Origin of the sequence: Paenibacillus allorhizoplanae (assembly GCF_927798215.1) — a bacterium.
Taxonomy (GTDB): Bacteria; Bacillota; Bacilli; order Paenibacillales; family NBRC-103111; genus Paenibacillus_E; species Paenibacillus_E allorhizoplanae.
In genome coordinates, this window is sequence record NZ_CAKMMW010000004.1 from 132,411 (window position 1) to 156,724 (window position 24,314).

Here is a 24,314-nt window from a genome sequence, read left to right on the forward strand (position 1 = left end):
CTATTGTATCATACTATTTGGTAAAATAAGGGGTTTTCTCTGTGTGGAGCATCGTATAGAACAAAAAAGTCTGCATATGAAAAAAGCCACACAGTTCATGTGGCCTTCTGTATGCCGTCCTTGCTTAAATGCCTAAAAATTTGGCAAGCTTATCGAGCAAACGTTGTTGAGAGGACAACTGTATCGATATCGTGTCAAATCGATTGTCCAGTAATTCTTCATTTGAAGCTGCTTGATTGTTAACTGCCTCATCGATGAGCTCATTTAATTTCTGTGTATTGATAGCGTAATTATTACGCATTTCTTGCTCTAATTCTGTGATACTTTCCTTATGTTGCTTGCGCAATTCATAGGTCACTGCATGCATTTCATTTCTGAGATTTTGCTCCAAAACTTCAGTGATCTTGGGTTGAATGGTACCGAGTTCTTGCTCCATCTTCGAGATACTTTCTTGAAGTTGATTCCTTAACTCACTCGTCGTTGCCTGCATGTCACCCCTGAGATTTTGTTCCAGAGCTTCTGTCAACTTGGGCTGAATCGTAGTGAGCTCTTGGAGCTCCTGTTCCAATCTGGAGATACTTTCTTGAAGTTGATTCTCTATCTCACTTGTTGTTGCCTGCATGTCACCTCTGAGATTCTGTTCCAGGGCTTCTGTCAACTTGGACTGAACAGTAGTGATCTCTTGGAGTTCTTGGAGTTCTTGCTCCAACGTCGAGACACTTCCTTGAAGCTGCTTCTGTAACTCACTTGCTGATGCCAGTATTTCGTCTCTGAGATTTTGTTCCAAAGCTTCTCTCATCTTGGGCTGAACCGTATAGAACTCTTGGAGTTCTTGTTCCAACGTCGAGACACTTTCTTCAAATTGTTTCTGCAACTCACTTGTCACTGCTTGCATTTCGCCTCTGAGATTATGCTCCAAAGCTTCTCTCATCTTGGGCTGAACCGTATAGAACTCTTGGAGTTCTTGTTCCAACGTCGAGACACTTTCTTGTTGTTGCTTGTGCAGCTCATTGGTTGAAGCAAGTATTTCTTCTCTGAGACTTTGCTCCAGTGCTTCTGTCGTCTTGAGCTGAACGGTATTGAGCTCTTGGAGCTCATCTTCTAACTTCGTGAAGCTTTCATGTTGTTGATCTTGCAGCTTCTTCGTTCCTGCAAGCATTTCACCTTTGAGTTCGTGCTCCAGCGTTTCTATTATCTTAGGCTGAACGGTATATAGAACATGCTGTAGTTCATTAACCTGCTCTGAAACACTCTTATATTGTAGGTTGAGTACATCAATGTTAGCGGCAACTTCGTTGCTGTCGTCTTGTTCAATGACCTCAGCAACCTTGTAAGTAAAAATCTTGATGATATTACGCAGCTCTGCAACTTCTTCGGAAATGCCATTAAATTGAAGATTTAATGATTCAGCTATTTTTGTAAAACGTTCATCCTGATTAGCGTCCTTCGTGACTTCAATCATCTTTTCCATAAATGTAAGAACAATATTACGAAGTTCTGCGACTTCGTTCGTAAGCTCATCAAACAGAACGTTGACGTAATTTTTAGTTGGTGCGACTTGTCTAGCACTTGAAATAGATGATATACCAACCATTTGACTGTCATCTACTTGTTCATTTATACGCTTCGGGGTTTTATTGGCTTCTATTTTCTGCGTTAAAAACTGCATCAAGTTACGTAATTCCAAGATTTCATTACTTATATTCGGGTTAACTTTGTTTTCTACAAGTTCTACGTTCATTTCCGGAACAGTCACAGATGAAGAAGTGACAGGGTTCTCTTCACCAATTGGCGTACGGATTTCTTTCTGGCTCAGTTCTTGCAAGTGTTCGTATATCATCTTATGTGATTTATTCGCATCTTTCATTTTTGCAATGACTCGAAAAACTTCAATAGCTTCTTCTGTGTATCTTAAGCTTCCTCCAACAGCGGTGGTCGGAAGAAAATCAGCAAATTGTTTGGACCATTCCACGACTGTCCCTTGCGTTTTTTTGATTAAACGTGCAATCTCATTGACCTTATATGTCCTTTTCATTTGTTAATGATCATATCCTTTCTTCTTATATCCCGTAGGCTTAGGCATCTATAACAAGGTATTCAGGACCCTATGCAATTGACAATGAAAGCGTCAAAAAGTTAGCAACGCGAAGAGGCTGTCCCATATGTAGGACAGCCTCAAATTAAAATAATGCAATTACTTTACAAGTCCATGTGGATCAATGACGAACTTCCGAGACACACCACGATCAAATTCTTGATACGCTTGAGGCGCCTCGGCTAAGGAAATGAGGGTCGCGTTGACCGCTTTGGCAATCTGTGCTTTGCCACTAAGAATCGCCATCATCAGATCTCGGTTATATTTCATGACGGGTGTCTGTCCGGTAACAAATGTATGTGATTTAGCCCAGCCCAAACCAAAACGAATTTTCAACGTCCCAATCTTAGAATCTTCATCAACTGCACCTGGGTCCCCTGTGACATAAAGTCCCGGAATCCCTAAGCTGCCTCCTGCACGCGTAACTTCCATGATGGAATTGAGCACGGTTGCTGGTGTTTCGCCATGCGCTTTGCCATGACCATGTGCTTCAAAACCTACGCAATCAATCGCTGAATCCACTTCAGGCGATCCCAGAATCTGATCGATTTGCCCGGCTAGATCCGCATTCTCACGCAGGTTAACGGTTTCGCAGCCAAAGCTTTTCGCTTGTGCTAAGCGCTCTGCATTCAGATCCCCAACAATGACAACTGCAGCTCCCAGCAACTGTGCAGAGTGTGCAGCTGCAAGACCAACTGGACCTGCCCCAGCTACGTATACGGTCGAGCCAGGACGGACACCTGCGCTAACAGCGCCATGATAACCTGTTGGAAAAATATCAGAAAGCATTGTCAAATCTAGAATTTTCTCCATCGCTTTCTCTTTGTCAGGGAATTTCAACAGCTGAAAATCGGCGTAGGGAACCATCACATATTCGGATTGTCCGCCAACCCATCCACCCATATCCACATAACCATAGGCAGAACCTGGACGATCTGGATTTACATTCAAGCAAACATTGGTATTGCGCTCTCTGCAACTACGGCATCGACCACAGGCAATATTAAAAGGTACGGAAACGAGGTCTCCCTTTTTAATAAACTCGACATCACGACCTACTTCAATGACTTCCCCCGTAATTTCATGACCTAAAATAAGCCCTGAGGGTGCGGTTGTACGCCCCCTTACCATATGCTGATCACTACCGCAAATATTGGTCGTTACGACTTTAAGAATTACACCATGCTCACATTTTCTACCGACATTCAATGGATTAACGCCAGGTCCATCTTTTAATACTAATTCTGGATAATCGGTGTCACGAATTTCGACACTTCCTGGTTTGCTGTATACAACTGCTTTATTTCCTGCCATCTTCTCTTCTTCCTCTCACACAGTAATTATGCTGAGTTAGTCCCATTCATAAACAGTGTCTAAGATCGCAAAAGCTCGGAAGTAACGCAAACACAAGAATACTATTCTCCTTTCTCACCTATTATCCTGCCTGTGCACCTTGAAAATGATAGCGATTACAAAATAAATCAAGAACGCACAGCCAAGCTGTTGCGCTCTTGATTGATAATCATTTTAAACGAAGGATACCTTACACTTACGGTGCATTAGGTCCAACCTCTGTTGCTACTAGTGGATGTTTCGCAAAGGATGTACTTGAAGAGCGCTCATCTGCTCCAACGTCATTAGAAGATCTTGTTTCTCCATCCATATCCTCTGTCACATACGTATAGCTTCCTACTGCTGCATTGATCGCTGGACTTGTGGAAGACAACTTTTGCAATCCGTTTACCGTCGTGAGTAATGGGTTTGTTGCCCATATTTGCGCAGTCGTCCTCGAAGCATTGTTGCTCACTGTGCTGCCGTTTCCTATGTTCCCCTCAAATACCGTGTTGGTTGTACCAACTTCATAATACAGAGTCCCTGTGGAATTTTTTACGATATTATTAGCTACCCTGCTGTCTTGAGGAGCTAAGGGTTTACCAGAACCTACGATGATCCCCGTCGTGCTGTTCACAATCGTATTGTTGACGACTTGTGCTCGGTAAATTTTCCATTGTGCTTTCAAATCATCCGCTGATGGGTTGGACGGATAGCCACTTGTACCACCATCATAATCCGCATTATCAAGAATGATCGCGTTGGCTGTTAGATTTTCCATGTAATTGTTGTAAATCTTATGATCGTTGCCATAAATGCGGATACCTGCTTGTTCCGATTCTACACCATCACCTAAGAAATAGTTTCCATAAAAGGAGTTGCTATGCCCATGTCTTGACGTGAGTCCACCCTTGGACGTCTTGAAGGTATTATAGCGAACCGTATTATTACTGCTTTTCACAGAAACGATTTCGGGTTCGCCATCGCAATTCTCAAACAGATTGTACTGGATCGTATTAAACCCATTGGATAAGGATATCCCTGATAAGCCAAGTCGTATCGTTTCCTTGCCATTCGCGACCCATGGTCCTACATCATGAAAATAATTATATTCAATAACGTCATACTGAGAGATGTTTCCATTTCCATCACCTTGATAGGCAATAAGCGGATCTGTGTCGCTCTTCGGACCAAAATCATTATGGTCAATACGATTATGATGACTATTGACGCCACTAACCTGCAGCCAGATGAGGGTTCCTCCTGTTGCTTGAAGAGCGAATCGATTTCGAGTTACTCGAACGTTATTGGAACCATCTAAGAGTAAGCCTGTATTTCCTAAATTTGTGAATTTTAATCCCTCGATAACGACATTAGACGAATTATTAATTTGAAGCGAGGCACCACCAGAAATGATCGCCTGACCTGCATTAGCTGCCTTGATCGTAATTGGGTTGCTCGCTGTGCCATTTTTGTTACTTAAGACAAAAGGTCCTGTTTGCGAGTAAGTCCCATTGGCTAGCACGATTGTCGTACCTGCACTTGCATTGCTTAAGGCAGTAGCTAACTGTGCGGAAGTGGAAACAGAAACACCTGGTATTACTGGGGCTTCACCGTAAATTTCCACCTCGGTATAACTGTTCCATAAGTTGGCGGAGTTGCCATGCCCAACAATTCGTACATAGCGAGCTGACGCTACATCCGTGAAGTCGAAAGTTTGTAAGCTTGTATTCAAACTACTCGTCACATTGGCTTGAACCGTCGTGAAATTCACATTATCCGTGGACGTTTGAATATCGAACGTGGAAGTTCTCGTATCCCCGCTTACAAAGGCTATTTTGATATAGGCAACCCTGACGTTTGAGCCTAAATCATACTTGATCCACTGACCGTTGCCGCTAGCTGACCAGCGAGTGGTTAAGTTGCCATCCACTGTGTTAGCAGGCACGTTGCCATCATCCGCGCTTGCAGTTACGGAAGCCCCAGCGATAGCGAATTTCGTATCTACGGAAGCGCTTGCAGAAGTGTCGCCGTAAATCTCTACCTCGGTATAACTATTCCATAAGTTCGCAGAGTTGCCATGTCCGACAATCCGTACATAACGGGCAGGGTCTACATCGGGGAAATCAAAGGTCTGCAAGCTTGTATTTAAGCTGCTCGTCACATTGGCCTGAACCGTCGTAAACGTAACATTGTCTGTAGATGTTTGAATATCAAAATTCGAGGTTCTCGTATCCCCACTTATAAAAGCGATTTTAATGAAAGATACTTTTTTCACAGCGCCCAGATCATATTTAATCCACTGCCCATCTCCGCTTGCTGACCAACGTGTCGTTAAGTTGCCATCCACCGTATTGGCAGGCACATTCCCATCATCGCTACTTGCTGTTACCCCAGATGCCGCGACCGTCAGTTTCGCGTCTGCCGCATAACCAGCGAAAGGAATCATGGTAAGAAACAAACTAAGTAATAACATAACAATACCTGCTTTTTTACCTTTTCGCATAAATACATCCTCCCTTGATTTTCATTTAAACCCTTGCGTCCTATCTAATCTTTGAACTCCTTTCATTTAAGTCGAGTGCGTACACTCTCCTCCAATTTAATACAACTCATGGAAAATAAGCATCATCATAATCGTGAATGCATCCTCAAAATCGAAACTGATTACCCTCATTACCTAAACTCGCTATTCAAATATGGATATCTATGGCATATAAAGAAGCCCATGCTCACTTGCATGGACTTCCGAGAGCCATTCGTTTGATTTATTTACAAGCTTCCACCATGAGCATCAATGCCATGGACTGCCCATACGGCATCGGACATTGTTTGATCTTGCGGTAATAATCAAGGTTATCCTTTAAGCCTGTACCGTAAGAAACACCATGGACAATTCCTTCTTCATCAATTTTGCTCATGACGCCTTCCAGTGCTTTCAGTCCCACAGCGCGGTAACGCTCATCAATAAAACCTTTTCGCACTGCCTTCAAGATGCCATAGGCGAATGCTGAAGAAGCCGATGTTTCCAAATACGAATCAGGCTGATCCAATAGTGTATGCCATAGGCCGTTTTCATGCTGAAGTGCGGCAAGTGTTCTCACCTGTCGTTCGAGCGACGAGATCAGGAACTGGCTTACACCCGCTGGTAGAGGAGCGATATCCAGATAATCAACCAGTCCTGCTGTATACCAAGAATTGCCACGTGCCCATAAGGCTTGCGCATAATGATGATGCCCGAGAAATGTCCACCCGTGAAAGAATAGTCCTGTCTTCACATCCGATAAATATTTGAGATGGACTAAGAACTGTCTGATGCTCTCTTGGAAATAGGCATCATCTTGCAGCAGGACACCCATACGTGCAACGAACAAAACGGTCATATACAAAGTATCATCCCACAATTGTCCCTCGTTCAGATTCCGGGTAACACAATGTTGAAGCCCGCCTTCGTCCGTCCTAGGCATATCTTCCATGACATAGGTGACCCATTCTTTACAAAGCGCCACATAAGTTGGATTCCCTGTTTCCTCAGCCAAATAGCTTAACGTCAGCATTGGACACATCGTGTTTACGTTCTTATCTGGTAAACCTTCAGCGATCCGCTTATCAAACCATTGAATGAGCTCATCTCTAATCGCTAAGTTGCCTGTCTCCTTATAATAGGAGTACAAAGCAAACAATCCAACACCCTGAGGCCACTCCCAATTGTCCATCGAAACAATGCCGATCGCAACATTTTCTTGAAAGGCTGGTTTTAAAGTTTTCATTTGTCGTATAAGCTTCGAGATGATGTGTTCATACTTTTCAATCGTTGCAGCGTTGGACATAACTTAGTTCACTCCTTATGTGAGATTAGGCTGTATGAGACGATCCTGTAACTGTTGGATATAAAGACTGCGGGGTTCCACATGGCTTCCAAAGCTTTCCCAGTAGGCTTCCTTGCGCAGACGTTGATCGTAGGGACTTGGGAGGAGTGGCTTGCCTTGACTTCCGACGTGTCCGATCGCATAATTTTGGGCGGTTGGAGGCTGTTGGGAGACTAACTCGTTCGAGGTATTCCAAGTAACATAGTTGGCCCCAGACCATCCATGGCCGCTCCCTAACCACCCTCGATCCTGGATATGGATGCGTCCCTTTACATTGTCATAGAGACAGCCCACTGACCACCGATGATGAGGTTCACTCGAGTTGTAATCCTTTTGCGACTCGCAATCGAGAAATACATTTGGCCCTGAAACGCGCGCATCAACTGCAAAGGCATGTCTTGCGGTTTCTGTATAAGCTCGCTGAACAATCGTTAACTCACCCATGAGATGAAACGGGTACCGACGGCCTCCTGTAATCACGCTGATAAATGCGAATGCCGAGCAGTCCTGAATGGTAATCCATTTCGTATCGCGTCCAACTTGCACTAATGCGTGTTGGAAATGGTACCCAACCACATTGCGTACCCATGCGTTTATGACATGATCCAGGAAGATACAATTAATTGCATGCTGCTCATCAGCCATGTAGGTTGCAGTGCCCTCATTGCCGTCGATTCTACTATCCAAAATACTTGGATCATGTGAAACAACCACCCGCAAATACTCGATACCGATCTGTTCGATCCGGCCTTCATCCTCGTATTTCATAATAGCCCCGCCTCCCCAGCGGCTTTCAATCGCATTCGCGATAGGAGCGTCCAGCGTGATGCAATTGCCAACCATATGGGTGATTACTCTGTCGAACTCCAGTTGGAATGGCGCCCATTGAACAGTTCCACCTGTAACGGGTCTCATCCGAATCGCATCCATGCCAATAGCATGAATCCAGCGTTCATTTCCGTATCGAAGCACCTTGACGGTGTCGCCTACACGATAACAAGAAGCATCCTGCACATGGATCGTACGTGCACCTGATGGTACATACAGATCAGTAATGGAGGTTAGTGATTCAGTCAGTGGACATGGAGCTGATTCTCCCATGATCTCGATTAAATCCCGCTGTTTCGTCCCTGTCGCATATAACAAGGTGCCGCCATCTTCGTGACCCTCACCGCGTAATACAATACCGCTTGCCATAATTCGCAATGTACCATCAATAGGGTAGACGCCCTTCTTTAGTAGAATAGTGCCCCGAAACCCTGACAAAGATCGAGGAAATGCTGCTACCTGATCAATCGCGTCTTGAATGTGCGTCGTATTATCTCCCTCCACGGGTTCAAGTGATATAACGGGTGCAATTTCAGGGATCGCTACGCCACCTCCACCATACCCGCAATTGGAGAAATCGATGATCTGATTTCCCTTGAAATCAGGCACATACGCCAGTTTCCCATTCTCACCTATATGAACGATGCGACTCTGTCCATCTATCGAAATCTGAGGATTCTGGACAGTAAAATAAAACGCATCAAAGTAAGTGAGTCCACCTTCTACTTCAATTTCTGCGTTTATCCGGTATTGTCCAGCCTCCCTCACTTCGCCAGGAAATGTAAATATTGCTGCCTCGCCCGCTGCAAATTTCGTTGCTGGATGTGTCCACATCTGCTGATCTGCAGTTACATTCACTAAAGTTACTTGCACAGTCATCCCATCAGCCGTTCGCACATGCAAAGCTGGAAATGGGCTGTCCATATCCAAGAAAGCTGGCTGCCCCGTCTCGCAGACTAATGAAGGATGTTCTAACGAAAGATCGACCACCCACTCCGTTGAATCGAAAACATCGACGAAGAAACTAGATTCTTTGGTCACACCATCTAAATTTACAACAGCTAGGAATTGGGTGATACCTGATTGATGACTGGTCAGTTTGCCGTTTTCATTTACCGACATCACATTTTCGTTGCTACTGCTAAGCGCGAATTCCGCTTTCGTCAAATCGGCCTCCGAGCCATCTGTCAGAATCCCTCTCCATGCCAATTGCGCATGATTGTTCACTTGCATTGCTAGCGTGTCGTCTTGACCGTAATCCATGCCTCCAACATTAAAGACAAGGTGATCTAACAAGGGACCCGACGGAATGGATGCCTGTTCATATATGCCGAAATCGATGAGTTGAACATCCCGTTCAGGATCAAATAGCATCACATCCAGTGATACATAACGTCCGATAACTCTCGGGAAAACAGCTATTTCTTTCGTTCGGATTCCGCCTACAGCTGTCTGCCGACTATACGCATCCCGCCAAGCTACTCCGTCATGAGAATAACGGATACGGTAACTACTTATGAAGCCTGACGCCAGCTTTAATTGGATTTTATTGAACGAGAAATTCCGGCCAAGATCAACCGTTAACCAGACGAGGTTATCATCCTTCTGATCAGAACCTAATGGCTGCCAATAGGTACTCTCGGAACCATCTACTGCTTGACTGCCAGCGCCATTCGCACTTTCTGAACTACATGTTACCGCGCATGCTAGTGCGAGATTGGTTTCCCCTACAACTTCCGTTCTAGTCATCATTCCTCAACCTCCTTATGTTGATCCTGTTGATATTCTTCACGGGTTATCGGAATTACCATATTCCACGTCTGAGAGGCATCATGAAAACCCTTGGTACCATCCGATGTAGCTGCAAACAGATGCGTTGGCTTTCCATCCTGAAAGAATAGAAAAGGTCGCTCCAAATTGCCCATTGTGCGTGTGACCCCATTATCCCAACTCACATTTCGGGAATAGGCGAGTGAGGGATGGATTCGCCAATTCATGCCATCCGTCGAAGACGCATGTACGCCGCCGTATTTCTCACCACACAAATTCCCGTCCATGTCCTTCGCTATCAATTCATATCCATCCTCCGTTCGCCAAATGAAAGGGTCTTCCAGATGAACGTCTGGCGGGAATAGTGGTTCTTCACTCATCACCAGATAAGGCCCCTCATAATGTGGCGCACGCGCAACGCCAAACGTCATCTTCCCATGGCCATGGCCTTCATATTGTCTAGCTTTGTAAATTAATAACACAGAACCGTCTTCCTCTACACATGGTGCAGGATTGGACGTTAAGAAGCTATCGAACTTCCCTGGCCTTGTAGATACAATAGGGACATCGCGTCTCTCCCACGGTCCGTTAACACTGTTTGCAACTGCTAATCCAATGCGCTTGTTCGCTCGCGCTACAATACATCGCGGATCTTGGAGGTCGTATCCATCACCAGCAATCGGATCAGGAAAGGGATGCGTCGATCCCATATAGAACAATAAATACTTGTCTTTATGCTTAACGATATGCGGATTATGTGTACTGCGACCATCCCAAAATTCGGCTCCACGAGCAGGTAGGACGACCTCCTGAAACGTAAAGGGTCCTTCGGGCTGATCGGCAACAGCCCGTACAATTTCCGACTGGACAAGCCAACCTGGATGCATCGGAAGTGACTTCGGCCATCTCGAGGCAAATATGTGAAATCTGCCATCTTCGCCTTGAACTACGGATCCGCACCAGACCCAGTAGTCTTCCATTTGGAAGCCCCCGTTCACAGGTGCAGGCATGAAATTGTAAAGCATACAACCGCTCTCCTTCTATTGTTTATTCTTTAGCTAGACACTCATCAATCTAATTTCTTTTAGGTTCATTAAAACAGCACCGCAAATAGCTTGAGGCCGGACAGTCAGCGTATATTCACCTGAATTTTCAAAATAAAATGGCCCTATCTCATAGTTCTGGAATTCGTATTCCCCTCCTGTTTGCATGACGCTAGCTACTAACTTATTGTCACCTGCTGCAATCTCGAAGAGTCCTCCAACGGATGGATCACCTGCCCCATACACAGCAGCAACCCGATATGCGCCACCCTTTATCACGCAAAACTCCCATGAGATCGAGTCTTGCATGGAAGACCAGTTTTTAAGGTTGTCTCTCCCTTTTTTCCCCGTATCATAACGAATTGTTTCTCCGGTTAGTTCACCATCGAATACCCCGAATACATGAGACACACCATTGGCAACTACGACTTGTTTTGGATTTGAAGCTATTTCTCCTTGGAATTCCACAGCTACTACAGTACAGATTGGATCAAGTGCTTCACTAGGCAGGTGGATGATATGATCACCACAATCATTCAACAATTGATGTGGGAAGCTTCGTTTTGACGAGTCCCCCAACAGGTAACACTTTTGAATTGGATTAAGCAAACCTGGCAGCAATAACTCCCCGCGAGCAGGCCAATCCCAAACGTGCAGATATAACGTATTTCCTTTCAACGTACAGCGGCCCCATGGTGTTCTACCGATCGGACTTCCTTGAGAGCCATATATGCTTTCACCATTCACCTTTAACCAAGTGCCGATGACGCCAAGTAATTCGATTGATTTCGCGTCAATCTCTCCATCCCCCGTTGGCCCTACATTGATGACATAATTCCCACCCATACTAACGACATGGATCATGTCATGAAGGATATCTTCGGCACTTCGCCACTGTTGGTCGGTTTGGTTATAGCCCCACGAATGATTTAACGTTGCGATCGATTCCCAGTCTCTTCTTGGTGTTCGCATATGGCGTTGATTATCACCTGTGTTCTCATAATCGCCGAATCCCTCGCGACGAACCCGGCGATTGACTAAACAGCCTGGTTGTACCTCATGGACCAAATCCACAAATTGCTTACCCTGTTTATCCGTGATTTTATGACCACAATCAAACCAGAGAATGCCAATAGGGCCATACTGTGTTAAGAGTTCCTTCACTTGGGGGAAGGCTTTTTCTTGCAAGTATCGCTCATAACGGGTGCTTTTGTTAACATCCTTCTCCCAGGTGTGGAGCGCATCATAAGCGCCAATATTAGCTGGATAATCCAATGTGTTTCCTTGGGAATCCGGATGATGCCAATCCATTGCGTGCGAGTAGTACAAGCAAAGAACCATATCTTCGCTCTGACAAGCAGCCGCTAATTCCGCCACAGGATCTCTGCCAAAAGGAGTTGCTTTAACAATCGAATAATCACTGACTTGCGAATCGTACATGGCGAATCCTTCATGATGCTTCGCCGTAAAAATCATATATTTCAAACCAGCATCCTTCGCAGCCCGAACCCACGCAGTCGCGTCAAATCGTAAAGCATGAAAATGATCGGCTATATGCTCGTATTCGGGAATCGGAATTTGAGCCCTCAGCTGCAAATGCTCCGCGTAAGCCGCATTCACGGGATCACCTTTCCAAACACCGCCGGGCAACGAATATAATCCCCAGTGAATGAACATGCCTACTTTTGCTTCGCGCCACCACGCTATTCGCTGCTCGCGCTGTTCATCTGCCAGCACCCCTTCCTCTTGGAAACGAATCTGTTGTAGATTATTCGCTTCTGCATTATCCATGAGATGATCCTTCGTCGACATGGTAGTTCCCCCTTTTCTGCGATAGCCTATGCCTGTAATATCGCTTCAATCTCCAATAAATCCGTTTCGGATAGCTTGACCCCCGACGCCCTAGCATTCTCTTCCACTTGTTCGGGGCGGGAAGCACCTATAATACAACTAGCAACATTGTCCAGCCGCAGAATCCATGTCAATGCTAGCTGTGCCACACTTAATTCATTGCGCTCTGCGATGGGTTTTAACGCCTCCACCTTACCTAGCTGCTCATCCTTCATCAGTTGAAAAATAGCGCCATTCTGCTCGGGATCTGCTGCCCTTGAATCGCTTGGGAACGGCATTCCCGGTTTATATTTACCTGTCAATATCCCTTGAGCTAACGGAGAAAATACGATCTGCCCGATCCCTTCCCTTGCACTTAAGGGGACAATTTCCTTTTCGATGCCGCGCCGAAACATATGATATTGGGGTTGGTTTGAGATAATTGGATGTAATCGCAGCGCCTTAGCCATATAAACGGCATCAAGCAGTTGCTCAGCTTTCCACATGCTGACACCGGTATAAAGTACTTTCCCTTGCTTAATCAGATCATCCAACGCACATAGTGTCTCTTCCAGCGGAGTATCCGTGTCGTACCTATGGCACTGATACAGGTCAATGTAATCCACACCGAGTCTTTGCAAGCTGGCATCGCATTGCTCCCTAATATGTTTACGGGACAATCCGCGGTCATTAGGTCCGTCACCCATGGGCACACATACCTTGGTTGCTAGCACGTAGGAATCCCTTGGATACTTGGACAGTGCCCTGCCCATCACACGTTCTGCCTCTCCATTGTGGTACACGTTCGCTGTATCAAACAGATTTATGCCCAACTCGTAGGCTTTATCAATAATAGCTTCCGATTGTTTGTCATCGATCGCTCCACCATAGGTTAGCCAACTGCCTAAACTGAGTTCACTTACTTTTAAGCCACTGTTGCCTAATCGTCTGTACTGCATGTTAGAACCTCCCCATCATACACGGCTATACTAAATGAGAATAAAACGACCTCCGACTCGATGTTACTATCCTTGTTTCCCTTTGTCATTGTTCATACTTATACCCCTATGTCTTTTTTTATGATGGAGCACTGATGATGACAAAAAGAACCACCAAGGTCGTTCACCTGGATGGTTCTTGTTCGCGATCTTCACTATTAATTCTGTAAAGCTTTTAACCAATCCAGCAATTGTACTGCCGTCGATTCCTCGATGAATTTGCCTTTTTGCGCTTGAATAAGTGCTTGTAGTGCATATAGCTTTGGATTAAGGTCTAGTTTGGATGCCTTCTGAATGAGGTTAACTAAGGTCATTAATCCTCTGTAGATGCCTTCATTTTTGATCCAACCTTTTTGTTTCGCAATCGTTATGACTTCGTCCAAGTGATCTAAGTCCATTTGAACTTGCAGATTAAATTGCTGCGTTGTTGAATTGCCAGCCCGATCTGTCGCAGTAACAGAAATTACGTGGTCCCCCCGTGTAAGTGACATCGGTTCAATGACATAGGGTGGATCAATCGGTTTGCCGTCCAGTTGAATCGTTTGATTGGCAACGCCACTTAGGGCATCTGTAATACTAAAGTCCAAGTGAATGGTGTCTGTTGCGTAAACAGCCATGGAGACTGATGAGGTGATAAGAGGAGCACTTCGATCCAATCGAATCGTTACTGCCCTCTGAGCTTCTTCGTTACCAGCAGCATCTACGCTGTAGTACGTAAGTTCATTTTCACCTTCTCCATCGACCTGAATAACGGTCCCCTCTGAATAAGGGCTGCCATTCACACTGAAATACGTATGTGCAACGCCACTTCCTCCATCCGTTACAGTGAGGTGAACCGTTTGTGTATCCTTGTGCCATCCGCTTCCCACATCATCTGACGTGGCTGGCGCGGTCACATCCGAATCTCCGCCAATATAAATTTCATTCATATTGTTCCACGTATCCTTGGAGTTGCCCTTTCCGTTGTATTTAACATATCGCGCGTTCTCTTTCCCAAACTGAAAAATCTCTAATCCCGCAGTCTTGCCACTGCTTTTCCCGCTAAACACAGTCTTCCAGCTGACGCCATCTTCCGATACCTGCAAATCAAAGTTATACTTGTCGACATCCCCTTTCAGGAATGCAAGAAGTACAGAACGTACAGGTTTCACTACACCTAGATCAAATTGGATCCAATGTGTAATTCCCTTGGCAGCATAGCGGGTTGTTAAATCTCCATCGATTGCACTCGCCGGTGGGAAGCTCGCATGATAACCTGCGCTAGCCGACACAGCCTGGATCGGGTAGGTAATGAAGCGATCCGGCACCTCACCGTAAATAGGGTAACCCGTCAGCTGCACCTCATATTTAGCTTGCAAATAGGGATCTTGTCGATCCTTCACGGTAACGACAGCTGTTCCGAACAACTGCTGCGGCTGCGCAATCTCCACAATATGATCGCTCGCAGCGCTGATTGTTGGTATGACTTTCGTACCCAACGGCACCGCAACTGAATAGGTATACGTCGAAGGCGAGAAATTAGCGATAGATAGGCCATTAATTTGAATATCCGTTAATTTTGGCAATAATGATTCAATTGGCGGTGTTGGGCTCTTAGACAAAACGAGCTTATCCAGCAGGGCACCGTTTCCTTGCGACTTTATGTGAACCTCATGGAATCCATCTGTTAGTACAAAAGGCAGTTCGGCCGTCGTCCATCCCCAAGTCGATCCCGCAGTTGTAGGCAAATGGACTTCAGTCCCTTCATTCACGGATACCTGGAGGCTTCCTTCAGCTGCACCACTTGAGGAGCCTAACACATGTAGGTACACACTGCCGCCATGCGTTACATTCAAATCATACGTTAATGAGGCTGCCCCCTCTTCAGGAGATTGCATGAAAGCGCCTTTGGAGCATGTGTCACAAGCCCCTCTTGTAAAATAACCAGTCCTGCTCGCGTAACTTTCCGCTTCCCACGTTGGAGATAAATCAGCATCAACCTGACGCGTCCAGCTCGTATGGTCTTTCACCCACATAATGCGGGCAAAATAGATGGGACTGGTTAATACCGTGCTCATATAGTAGGGATTTGCAAGCAATTTATAGACGGTTGAATCCGTCGTGTAAGGTGAAATATGCAGATATTCACTCCAGAGATTTGTCAATGTACAGCTTGTTGGAAGTCCATCCACTTTACAATAGAAATTACCTGTGCCAGTTGAGATTACATATCGAATCGTATTGGCGAGCTTGATTAATGTGTCTTGCGTAACGCCATATTTCCCACGATCGTATGCCCTTGTCATGCCCATGATATCATTCGCCGCATGAACCCCGTCGGCGTCCTCGACTTTGCCGAAGTAGTCAGCTACATACCACCATTTATACACATCGTGGCCTTGCACTTGGTAGGGCTGTAAGGAAGCCGTAAACCAATCGATCGACGCTTGGACAATGCGGTCATAGAGGTCTACTCTAGTTGGATCGTCCGCTAACAGTTCGTGACATTCCGCCAAACGCATAAAACCGTTATTGATCATCATTTGCTGATTCCAAGGAATAGCGGAATTAGGTGCTCCACTTCCTGTGGTACTCCACCGTGTATCGTTCGGCCAATACTGGCGCAATGTATCTGGCTTCACGAAATTCGGGATCATATACGTATCCATGGATTTATCTAACTCGGTAATGTATGATTTCGCGCGTTGCAAATACGTCTCACCGTATAGCAAGCCATTGCCATAAGGAACAACTTGGTTCCACAATGACTTGTTCTGAAGAATAAGTTTCGCACTATATGCAATGTGTCCGATCACATCGCCATTCTCGCTGCCTGAATAACCATCAATGAGCAAGCCATCACTATTAACTTCGCCAACCTTTTTGTTTGGCCATGCCAGCTCCCTGTTTCCATTCCATAAAACACGGCCGGTAACTGGATTATTCCTAGCAGAAAGCATATTCTCGCTAAATGAAATCATCCGATCGAGTATGGCTTGATCTCCACTAATTTCGTACATATAGCCCATTGCTTCTACATTCTGACCGCTAGGACCATAGACGAAATCATTGCCTATATTACTAACCGGCACACCGACAGAAGTAGATAAGATATATTGCTTAAACGAATTAATCTCCTCTTGCGTAACAGGACCGTCTAGGCTGTTAACCACCATGGGCGCCCCTGTGGCAGCAGATGCGTTTGGCGTTAAAGGAGCCCATATTCCCGAGCAACTTAGCGTAATCGCCAAGCATGAGACTAATAATTTACGCCATCCTTTTGTCATTTTCGCTGGAATTGCAGCTAACATTATGTACCCTCCTTATTTTCGTGATTAATTGTAATCGCTTACATCACTTATCATAGTTTTTGTTGTACTTGCTCGCATACTAGTTTTTTAAGCACCTATTCAACAAAATTATGATTATCCATTAATCATGGAACGTAACTAAGTTCCTATGCGAAAAAACGACCACATAACCTATTAAGGCTATGTAGTCGTTCATGTGTTTATTAATTATACACTTCCATCTCATTAATCGTTGGTACCGCGCTAGCCGTGTTGATATACAGCCTCAGGTACCTGGAAGTCACCGGAGAGAAGTTAACTGTTTGGCTAGCACCAATCGCGGTTCCTGATGTTCCGGCAATATCCGAATAGGTTGTGCCATCGTTCGAGAACTGCAGCTTGTAAGAAGTTACCCTCTGGAACGTGATTTCTTTCATCACTACCTGATTGAACGTGGCGGCAGCACCGAAATCGACGCTAATCCATTGATTATTCAGGGAACCACTGGATGCGGACCAACGAGAGGTATTCGAGATGTCGCCATCAAACGCATTCGCGGCAGGATATGACGCATTCCATATCGTTGAGGCACTATATATTTTGCCTAAAGCAAGATTGCCCCCTGCTGCCAAAGTCGTTGCGCTGACCGTATTGCTAGCAGCAGAAACATTACTTGCCGCATCCTTCGCCTTTATCGTATAGCTGTATGCGGTCGATGCGGTGAGTCCCGTATCGCTAAACGAAGTTGTCGTCGAAGATCCGGCCAAGGCAGCGCCACGATAGACATCATACCCCGTTACGCCCACATTATCTGTCGAAGCGCTCCAACTCAAATTGATTTGACTGCTTGATGCTGCCGCTGCTGTCACATTTGTCGGTGCTGTTGGTGCCGTTGTATCTGTTCCGCTTGGGCCATATACTTCCATTTCGTCGATGTTCGGTATGTTGCTGGCTGTGGTTATAAACAGTCTTAAATACCTGGAGCTCACACTCGCAAAGTTAATCGTTTTATTGGCGCCGATTGTCGTACCTGCCGTGCCGGCGATATCTGTATAAGTGATACCGTCGTTAGAGGTCTGGAGCTTGTAAGCCGTGACCCTTGGAAACGAAATTTCTTTGATCACGACTTGGTTGTACGTGGCAGGTGAGCCGAAATCAACACTAATCCATTGATTGTTAAAGGAACCACTCGATGCTGACCAGCGAGTCGCAACATCACCATCAAACGCTTTTCCACCTAAATAAGATGCACTCCATGTCGTTGAAGCACTATAGGTTTTACCTAAAGCGAGATTCCCCGACAAAGATGACGTCGTTGCACTTGCTGTATTGCTTGCAGCGGATGAGTTTCCTGCCGCATCTTTGGCTTTGATCGTATAGCTATAAGCTGTCGATGCGATAAGTCCCGTATCGCTGTATGAAGTTGTCGCCGAAGAACCAACAAGAGCAGCTCCACGATATACATCGTAGCCCGTTACGCCTACATTGTCTGTTGAAGCCGCCCAGCTCAAATCAATTTGACTACCCGATATGACCGATGCCGTCAAATTCGTTGGTGCTGTCGGCGCTTGTGTATCCGGTGTGCTACCTGCCACTGGCTTCCACCAGTTACCTGAGATGAAAAGCATGTTTAACAACGTATAGCTTTCGTCGTAGTAGCCTGTTTTATGGCTTTTCATCCAATCCCATCCAGCATTGATCCAGGCTTGATGGCTGCTGTTCGTAACGGCTGCTGCAATGAATGGAGAGACGAAAACGCCTGCTGGTCCGCTAGCTGAACCAGTCACAGTTCCATCCAACTTATAACCGTCTTTCACATTGTTTGGATTACCGCCTGTATTCCCCTTAATCCAAACAGCCATTTTGTCAGCGATTGTTTTTCCTCTCGCATCTCCATAGAGCGCGTAATCCATAACGATTCGGAGCGGTACGCGTGCCGCATTGTAGTTATACTCGTTCGTTTCAGGAAACTCATCCAAATAATTGGCGGGAGCTGGCTGCGGAGGATTACCGACAACAAAGTCCGAAATCAGCCCTGTACTTGGCGAATAAGAAGTGCTGAACGAACTGTAAACACTGTACAGATTGTTAATGACATTCAACCAAGTTTGATCACCTGTAACGTCGTAATAGGCTCTTAAATGAGAGAGCATCCAATCAGACGGTCTCGTATTCAAAACGCTTTTGCCATCCCAATCGCCCAAGTTTAATCGATTATTGGTTGTAACATTACTGACTTTAATTCCGTCCGTAATCATCTTTTGGGCTTCCGCTAAGTAATTGATCGTTCCTGCTGATCCCCATTGATAATGAGCCAGAATCAGGGAATAAGCAATATCCATATCCCCGTCTGTCGCCGAATCAAAATGTCCTTGTGCGCCAGCGTTATCTGCCACTACCCACCCCATCAAGTTGGGATTTTGTGTACTTTTATAAGCTCTAGCTGTCTTAAATAGCCCATCATAAATCGCTTTTGCATTGGTGTCATAGCCTGCCATTAACGCCGTAATGACCATGCCATATCCTTGACCTTCAGAAGAACCTAGTGGTACATACCCATCTGCGTCACCAGTTATTTCCCCTTTCACATAGTAACCGCCAGGCAAGGAGGACAAGTTGTTTTTCAAATAGCTTGATTTCCATGAATTATAATAAGCTGCGACATCTGTATTCATTTGAGACTGCGAAATATGATCAGGTTTTGTAATCCCTGGATAGCTGACTTGTTGTGGAAAAGGCTTTTGCTCACCTGCCGCATGGGCACTCTGCTCGAAAGCCGGCGAAAGAATGGGTGCCATAAAAAGGGTAACGCATATCACAGCAATTGACCACTTGTTCATCAAATTTTTGACACGTCTTACTTGGATCTCATCCATGCTAATACCTCCACTTCAAGTATGTTCGCAGATAAAAGAGACAATTGAATTACAGATTAAATATTTCCATCTCGTTTATCGTCGCAGTATCACTTGCCGTGCTGATATAAAGTCGCATATATCTGGATGAAATGGAGGAAAAGTTGATCGTTTTATTTGTCCCGATTACCGTTCCCGATGTTCCAGCAATGTCCGTAAAGGTTGTGCCATCGTTCGATGACTGGAGCTTGTAAGACGTTACTCGCTGGAACGTGATTTCTTTGATCACTACCTGATTGTATGTGGTGGCGGCACCGAAATCGACGCTGATCCATTGATTATTCAGAGAACCACTCGACGCTGACCAGCGGGACGTATTGGAAGTGTCTCCATCGCAGGCATTAGCAGCCGGATAAGAAGCATTCCATATCGTAGACGCGTTATACGTTTTGCCTAATGCCAGATTCCCTGCGTTATTGTATACCTCTATTTCGTCGATTGTTGGTACGGCACTGGCAGTGGTTACATATAACCGCAAATATCTAGCGTTTACACCTGTAAAGTTGATCGTCTTGCTAGCACCGATCGTTGTGCCAGCTGTGCCTGCAATATCAGTATAGGTAGTGCCGTCGCTCGAGGACTGAAGCTTGAAAGCCGTTACCCTCTGGAAAGTAATTTCTTTGATAACGACTTGATTGAAAGAGGTAGCGGCACCCAAGTCTACGCTGATCCATTGATTATTCAGGGAACCGCTCGATGCTGACCAACGGGTAGCTGAGCTGCCATCAAATGCATTTGCCGCAGGATAAGTCGCGCTCCATGTCGTAGATGCGTTGTACGTTCTGCCCAATGCGAGATTGCCCCCGCCAGCTTGCGTCGTTGCGTTCGCTGTATTGCTTGCTGCGGACAAGTTAGCTGCTGCATCCTCTGCTCTTACCGTATAGCTGTATGCGGTCGAAGCAATAAGTCCCGTATCGCTGTATGATGGCGATGTTGAAGAGCCAACTAATGTGCCATCCCGGTATACATTGTATTCCGTTACCCCCACGTTATCTGTCGAAGCACTCCAGCTCAAATTGATTTGACTGTTGGATGCTGCCGTTGCTGTCAAGCTCGTCGGTGTTGTTGGCGCTTGGGTATCTGGAGGCGCTTGCGTCGTTGCACTGGCTGTATTGCTTGCGGCTGAAACGTTAGTTGCTGCATCCTTTGCTTTTACCGTATAACTGTAGGCTGTTGAAGCAGTGAGTCCTGTATCATTGTAGGAGGTTGTCGTAGCAGATCCGACCAAAGTGGCTCCACGATAGACGTTATAGCCCGTTACCCCCACATTGTCCGTCGAAGCTGCCCAGCTCAAATTAATTTGACTGCTTGATGCCGCAGTTGCTGTTAAATTGGACGGTGCTGATGGTGCAGTTGTATCTGCTCCGCTAGTGCCGTACACTTCCATCTCCTCGATATTCGGTATGTTGCTGGCTGAAGTGATATACAGTCTTACATATCTGGAGCTCACATTAGAAAAGTTAATTGTTTTATTTGAACCGATTGTCGTACCTGTCGTTCCAGCTATATCCGTATAGGTCGTTCCATCCGCCGAAGACTGGAGCTTGTATGCCGTGACCCTTGGGAACGAAATTTCTTTAATCACGACTTGGTTGTACGTGGCAGGTGAGCCGAAATCAACACTAATCCATTGATTGTTAAAGGAACCACTCGATGCTGACCAGCGAGTCGCTGCATCTCCATCAAAGGCTTTATCCCCCAAGTAAGATGTGCTCCATGTGGTGGAGGCACTGTAAGTTTTGCCCAATGCGAGATTGCCAGATGAGACCAATGTTGTTGCACTAGCTGTGTTGCTTGCTGCTGATACATTAGCTGCTGCATCCTTAGCTTTTACCGTATAGCTGTAGGCCGTCGAAGCACTGAGTCCTGTGTCGCTGAAGGATGTCGTTGTAGAAGTACCGACTAATGTAGCACCACGATAGACGTTATAACCACTAACAGCCACATTATCTGTAGAAGCCGTCCAGCTCAAATTGATTTGACTGCTTGATGCTGCGGTTGCGGTCAAATTGATCGGTGCCGTCGGTGCTTGCGTATCACTGCCCGTGTATCTTTGGTTTTTCACATACATAATACGGGCGAATGAAGCCATCGTTGTACTTGTCATATTAGGCATGGTCGCATTGGCCAACGTGTAATAAACATCTGGGCGGAGCGCTGCTAATTGGAGATAGCCGCTGCGCGGATAAGTCGTCGGCGCACCATGCCCCGTTCCGTCCGTTCCGTCAACTCGACCCGCGTAATCACCAGGTCCCCTCATCATTACGTCGGCATACATGTTGGCAAATGGCGTCATCATCGACGCTGTAATACCATAACGACCGATTAGAAACGCTCGATAAAAGCCTGATATATCCAGTGCGCCGTGATTGGAATCTTCGCCTCCCAGTAGGGTCGGATTATAGCCCCAGTTATAGGCTGTGTTTCCTTTACTGTCTGTATAGGTTTGTTTGGCTGAATTATCGCTGAAAAACCAATTGAGATTCGTCTGAACAATCCCGTCGTATTGCGTAACGAGAGAAGGATTATCTCCTTTAATCGCATGAGCCGCTGCCAAATTCTGCAGGCCGTAGGTGATCATCATCTGCTGATTCCACGGAAATACCCCGCCAGGCATGTAAGGCGATTGCGTTTGGAAATACAGTTTATTCCCCCTCGAAAGATCTAACAGCTTCGGAAAAAGGAATTGGCTAACTACATAATCGGCCTCTGTAATAAAAGTATTTGCACGTTGAACATAGGTTGCGCCATGTCCATAAGCATCGCCAATTGGAACGGTGGTATTTGCAAGTGCCGGAGTCTGGAGGATCAGTCTGCCACAGTAGGCAAGATGACCAATCGAGTCTCCATTGGCTGAATCAGCAGTAGCCGTACCGGTATTATTCCCCGGCCATACTGGCGCAATCGTGTTGGTCCACACCATGCGTTGCCCGTACGGGGCAGGAAGGATATCGTTACGCTGGGAAAGAAGCACGTCGCAGAAATAGATCATACGGTCGAGGATTTCAGTATCATTCGTTAGCTCATACATGAGACCCATCGCTTTGATATTCTCACCACTTTTGCCTTGCGCATATTCGCTTTGCATGGAGCCGGTGTTGGGCCAGACAACAGGCTCCACCGTCTGAATATAGGTTTTGAAGGAATTAATTTCGTTCTGTGTGATGGGACCATCGAAACTATCAACCACCATTGGCCCGGCGGCTGAGGCATGGTTTCCCTGGAACATACCAATGAGAAAAGCGAACATGAGTCCAAATAAAATCAGTTGTTTTTGGGAAAAAGTAAAACCATAATGCTTCTTCTTGAGGTGAGAAATGATGAAAGCTGACATTATACAACCCTCTTTACACATCCCCATCGGCTGGGGTATTTGCTGACATCATGCTCGACTTCATGGCATGCCATGCAACATCATTAATTGGAGATATCGCACCTCCTTATTCATTCACCCACTCATATTAAAGCGTTTTCACAAAAATAGGAATAAGTGTTACTAACTACTTTTTTTGTTAAACTAACCTAGTTGATAAACCTGACGATAATCGGATGGTGACATGCCTACATGTTTTTTAAAGGAGGTCGAGAAATAGGAGCCATCTTGAAAGCCTGTCATATAAGCCACTTCAGTCACAGAGAAGGATGCGTACATGAGTAGTTCTTTGGCCTTCTCCATCCTTCGATCGTAAATATACCGCATTGGCGAGACGCCGAAATGTGTTTTAAAATATCGGATGAAATAATTGGGATGAAAATGTGCCATTTGCGATAGCTCCTGAATGGTCAATTCTTTGTCCAAATTCTCATCAATGTATTTGATTGTGCTAACCAATTTGTTCACGGATGAAAATGTGATATTTATTTTTGTTTCCTTCCATCCTTCGTCGATATAAATAGCCATCATTTCAAGCAAGGATGCCTGGATTTTAATAGAAGATGTCAGTCCAACATGACCTCGATTGATAATCAACTCCTCGAAATAACCCAACAAGCGCGAACTATTCTCCACAGTAATAATATGGGGCATCCCGATCGATCGAAAGAGTTGATTGAAACTGATATTGGATGTGAAATGGCACCAGTACATGGTAAACGGTGGACCGTTTGTTACCGAAAAGGATTGGTTAACCCCTGCTGGAGCGAAGAACAATTGCCCAGACTTCGGTTCATACAGCGTTCCGTCAATTTGGATCCATCCTTCGCCTTCACAAATATAATAGAATTTATTGTAAGCGGGAACAAAATTGAGATGTTTCCAGTCCTGGGTACATACGGAATGCTTCGCATATAGTAATTTCACTCTTAAATCGGAAAGCTGATGATACAACATGTGATTTGTTATGGGCACGGCTTCCACATCCTTTA

Annotated in this window: 12 protein-coding genes and 1 pseudogene; all 13 read right to left on the reverse strand. The window is 45.5% G+C overall.

The window, feature by feature from the left end:
• Nucleotides 1–124 precede the first annotated feature (124 nt).
• Nucleotides 125–2,035: a MerR family transcriptional regulator gene (locus L6I86_RS09410; RefSeq protein ID WP_236286564.1), complete on the reverse strand. Its 1,911-nt coding sequence runs from the start codon at nt 2,033–2,035 to the stop codon at nt 125–127.
• A 159-nt stretch (nt 2,036–2,194) separates the two neighbouring features.
• The gene (gene fdhA / locus L6I86_RS09415; RefSeq protein ID WP_236286566.1) at nt 2,195–3,409 is read right to left on the reverse strand and encodes a formaldehyde dehydrogenase, glutathione-independent; all 1,215 of its coding nucleotides are present in this window, start codon (nt 3,407–3,409) and stop codon (nt 2,195–2,197) included.
• A 235-nt stretch (nt 3,410–3,644) separates the two neighbouring features.
• On the reverse strand, nt 3,645–5,933 hold the full coding sequence (locus L6I86_RS09420) for a chondroitinase-B domain-containing protein (protein ID WP_236286568.1): 2,289 nt from the start codon (nt 5,931–5,933) through the stop codon (nt 3,645–3,647).
• Nucleotides 5,934–6,195: 262 nt separating this feature from the next.
• Nucleotides 6,196–7,257, reverse strand: coding sequence for a beta-galactosidase BglB (gene bglB / locus L6I86_RS09425; RefSeq protein ID WP_236286570.1), 1,062 nt, complete (start codon nt 7,255–7,257; stop codon nt 6,196–6,198).
• Nucleotides 7,258–7,272: 15 nt separating this feature from the next.
• Nucleotides 7,273–9,876 (reverse strand): discoidin domain-containing protein, encoded by a 2,604-nt coding sequence (locus L6I86_RS09430; RefSeq protein WP_236286572.1) that lies wholly within the window; start codon nt 9,874–9,876, stop codon nt 7,273–7,275.
• The gene (locus tag L6I86_RS09435) at nt 9,873–10,919 is read right to left on the reverse strand and encodes a glycoside hydrolase family protein (RefSeq protein WP_236286574.1); all 1,047 of its coding nucleotides are present in this window, start codon (nt 10,917–10,919) and stop codon (nt 9,873–9,875) included. Before L6I86_RS09435 ends, L6I86_RS09430 begins: the two co-directional genes overlap by 4 nt.
• A 33-nt stretch (nt 10,920–10,952) precedes the next feature.
• Nucleotides 10,953–12,749 (reverse strand): alpha-L-fucosidase, encoded by a 1,797-nt coding sequence (locus tag L6I86_RS09440; protein ID WP_236286576.1) that lies wholly within the window; start codon nt 12,747–12,749, stop codon nt 10,953–10,955.
• Nucleotides 12,750–12,775: 26 nt separating this feature from the next.
• Nucleotides 12,776–13,726: an aldo/keto reductase family protein gene (locus L6I86_RS09445; protein ID WP_236286578.1), complete on the reverse strand. Its 951-nt coding sequence runs from the start codon at nt 13,724–13,726 to the stop codon at nt 12,776–12,778.
• Nucleotides 13,727–13,923: 197 nt separating this feature from the next.
• On the reverse strand, nt 13,924–17,055 hold the full coding sequence (locus L6I86_RS09450) for an OmpL47-type beta-barrel domain-containing protein (RefSeq protein WP_236286580.1): 3,132 nt from the start codon (nt 17,053–17,055) through the stop codon (nt 13,924–13,926).
• A 203-nt stretch (nt 17,056–17,258) separates the two neighbouring features.
• Entirely contained in the window at nt 17,259–18,629 is a 1,371-nt protein-coding gene (locus tag L6I86_RS09455) for a discoidin domain-containing protein (protein WP_236286924.1), read from the reverse strand.
• A pseudogene (locus L6I86_RS09460) lies at nt 18,627–19,787 on the reverse strand (family 8 glycosyl hydrolase); the annotation flags it as partial. The pseudogene L6I86_RS09460 and the gene L6I86_RS09455, both read right to left, overlap by 3 nt.
• A 172-nt stretch (nt 19,788–19,959) precedes the next feature.
• Complete coding sequence (locus L6I86_RS09465; RefSeq protein WP_236286582.1) at nt 19,960–23,283, reverse strand: discoidin domain-containing protein; 3,324 nt, start codon at nt 23,281–23,283, stop codon at nt 19,960–19,962.
• A 183-nt stretch (nt 23,284–23,466) separates the two neighbouring features.
• Entirely contained in the window at nt 23,467–24,297 is an 831-nt protein-coding gene (locus L6I86_RS09470; RefSeq protein WP_236286584.1) for an AraC family transcriptional regulator, read from the reverse strand.
• Nucleotides 24,298–24,314 lie beyond the last annotated feature (17 nt).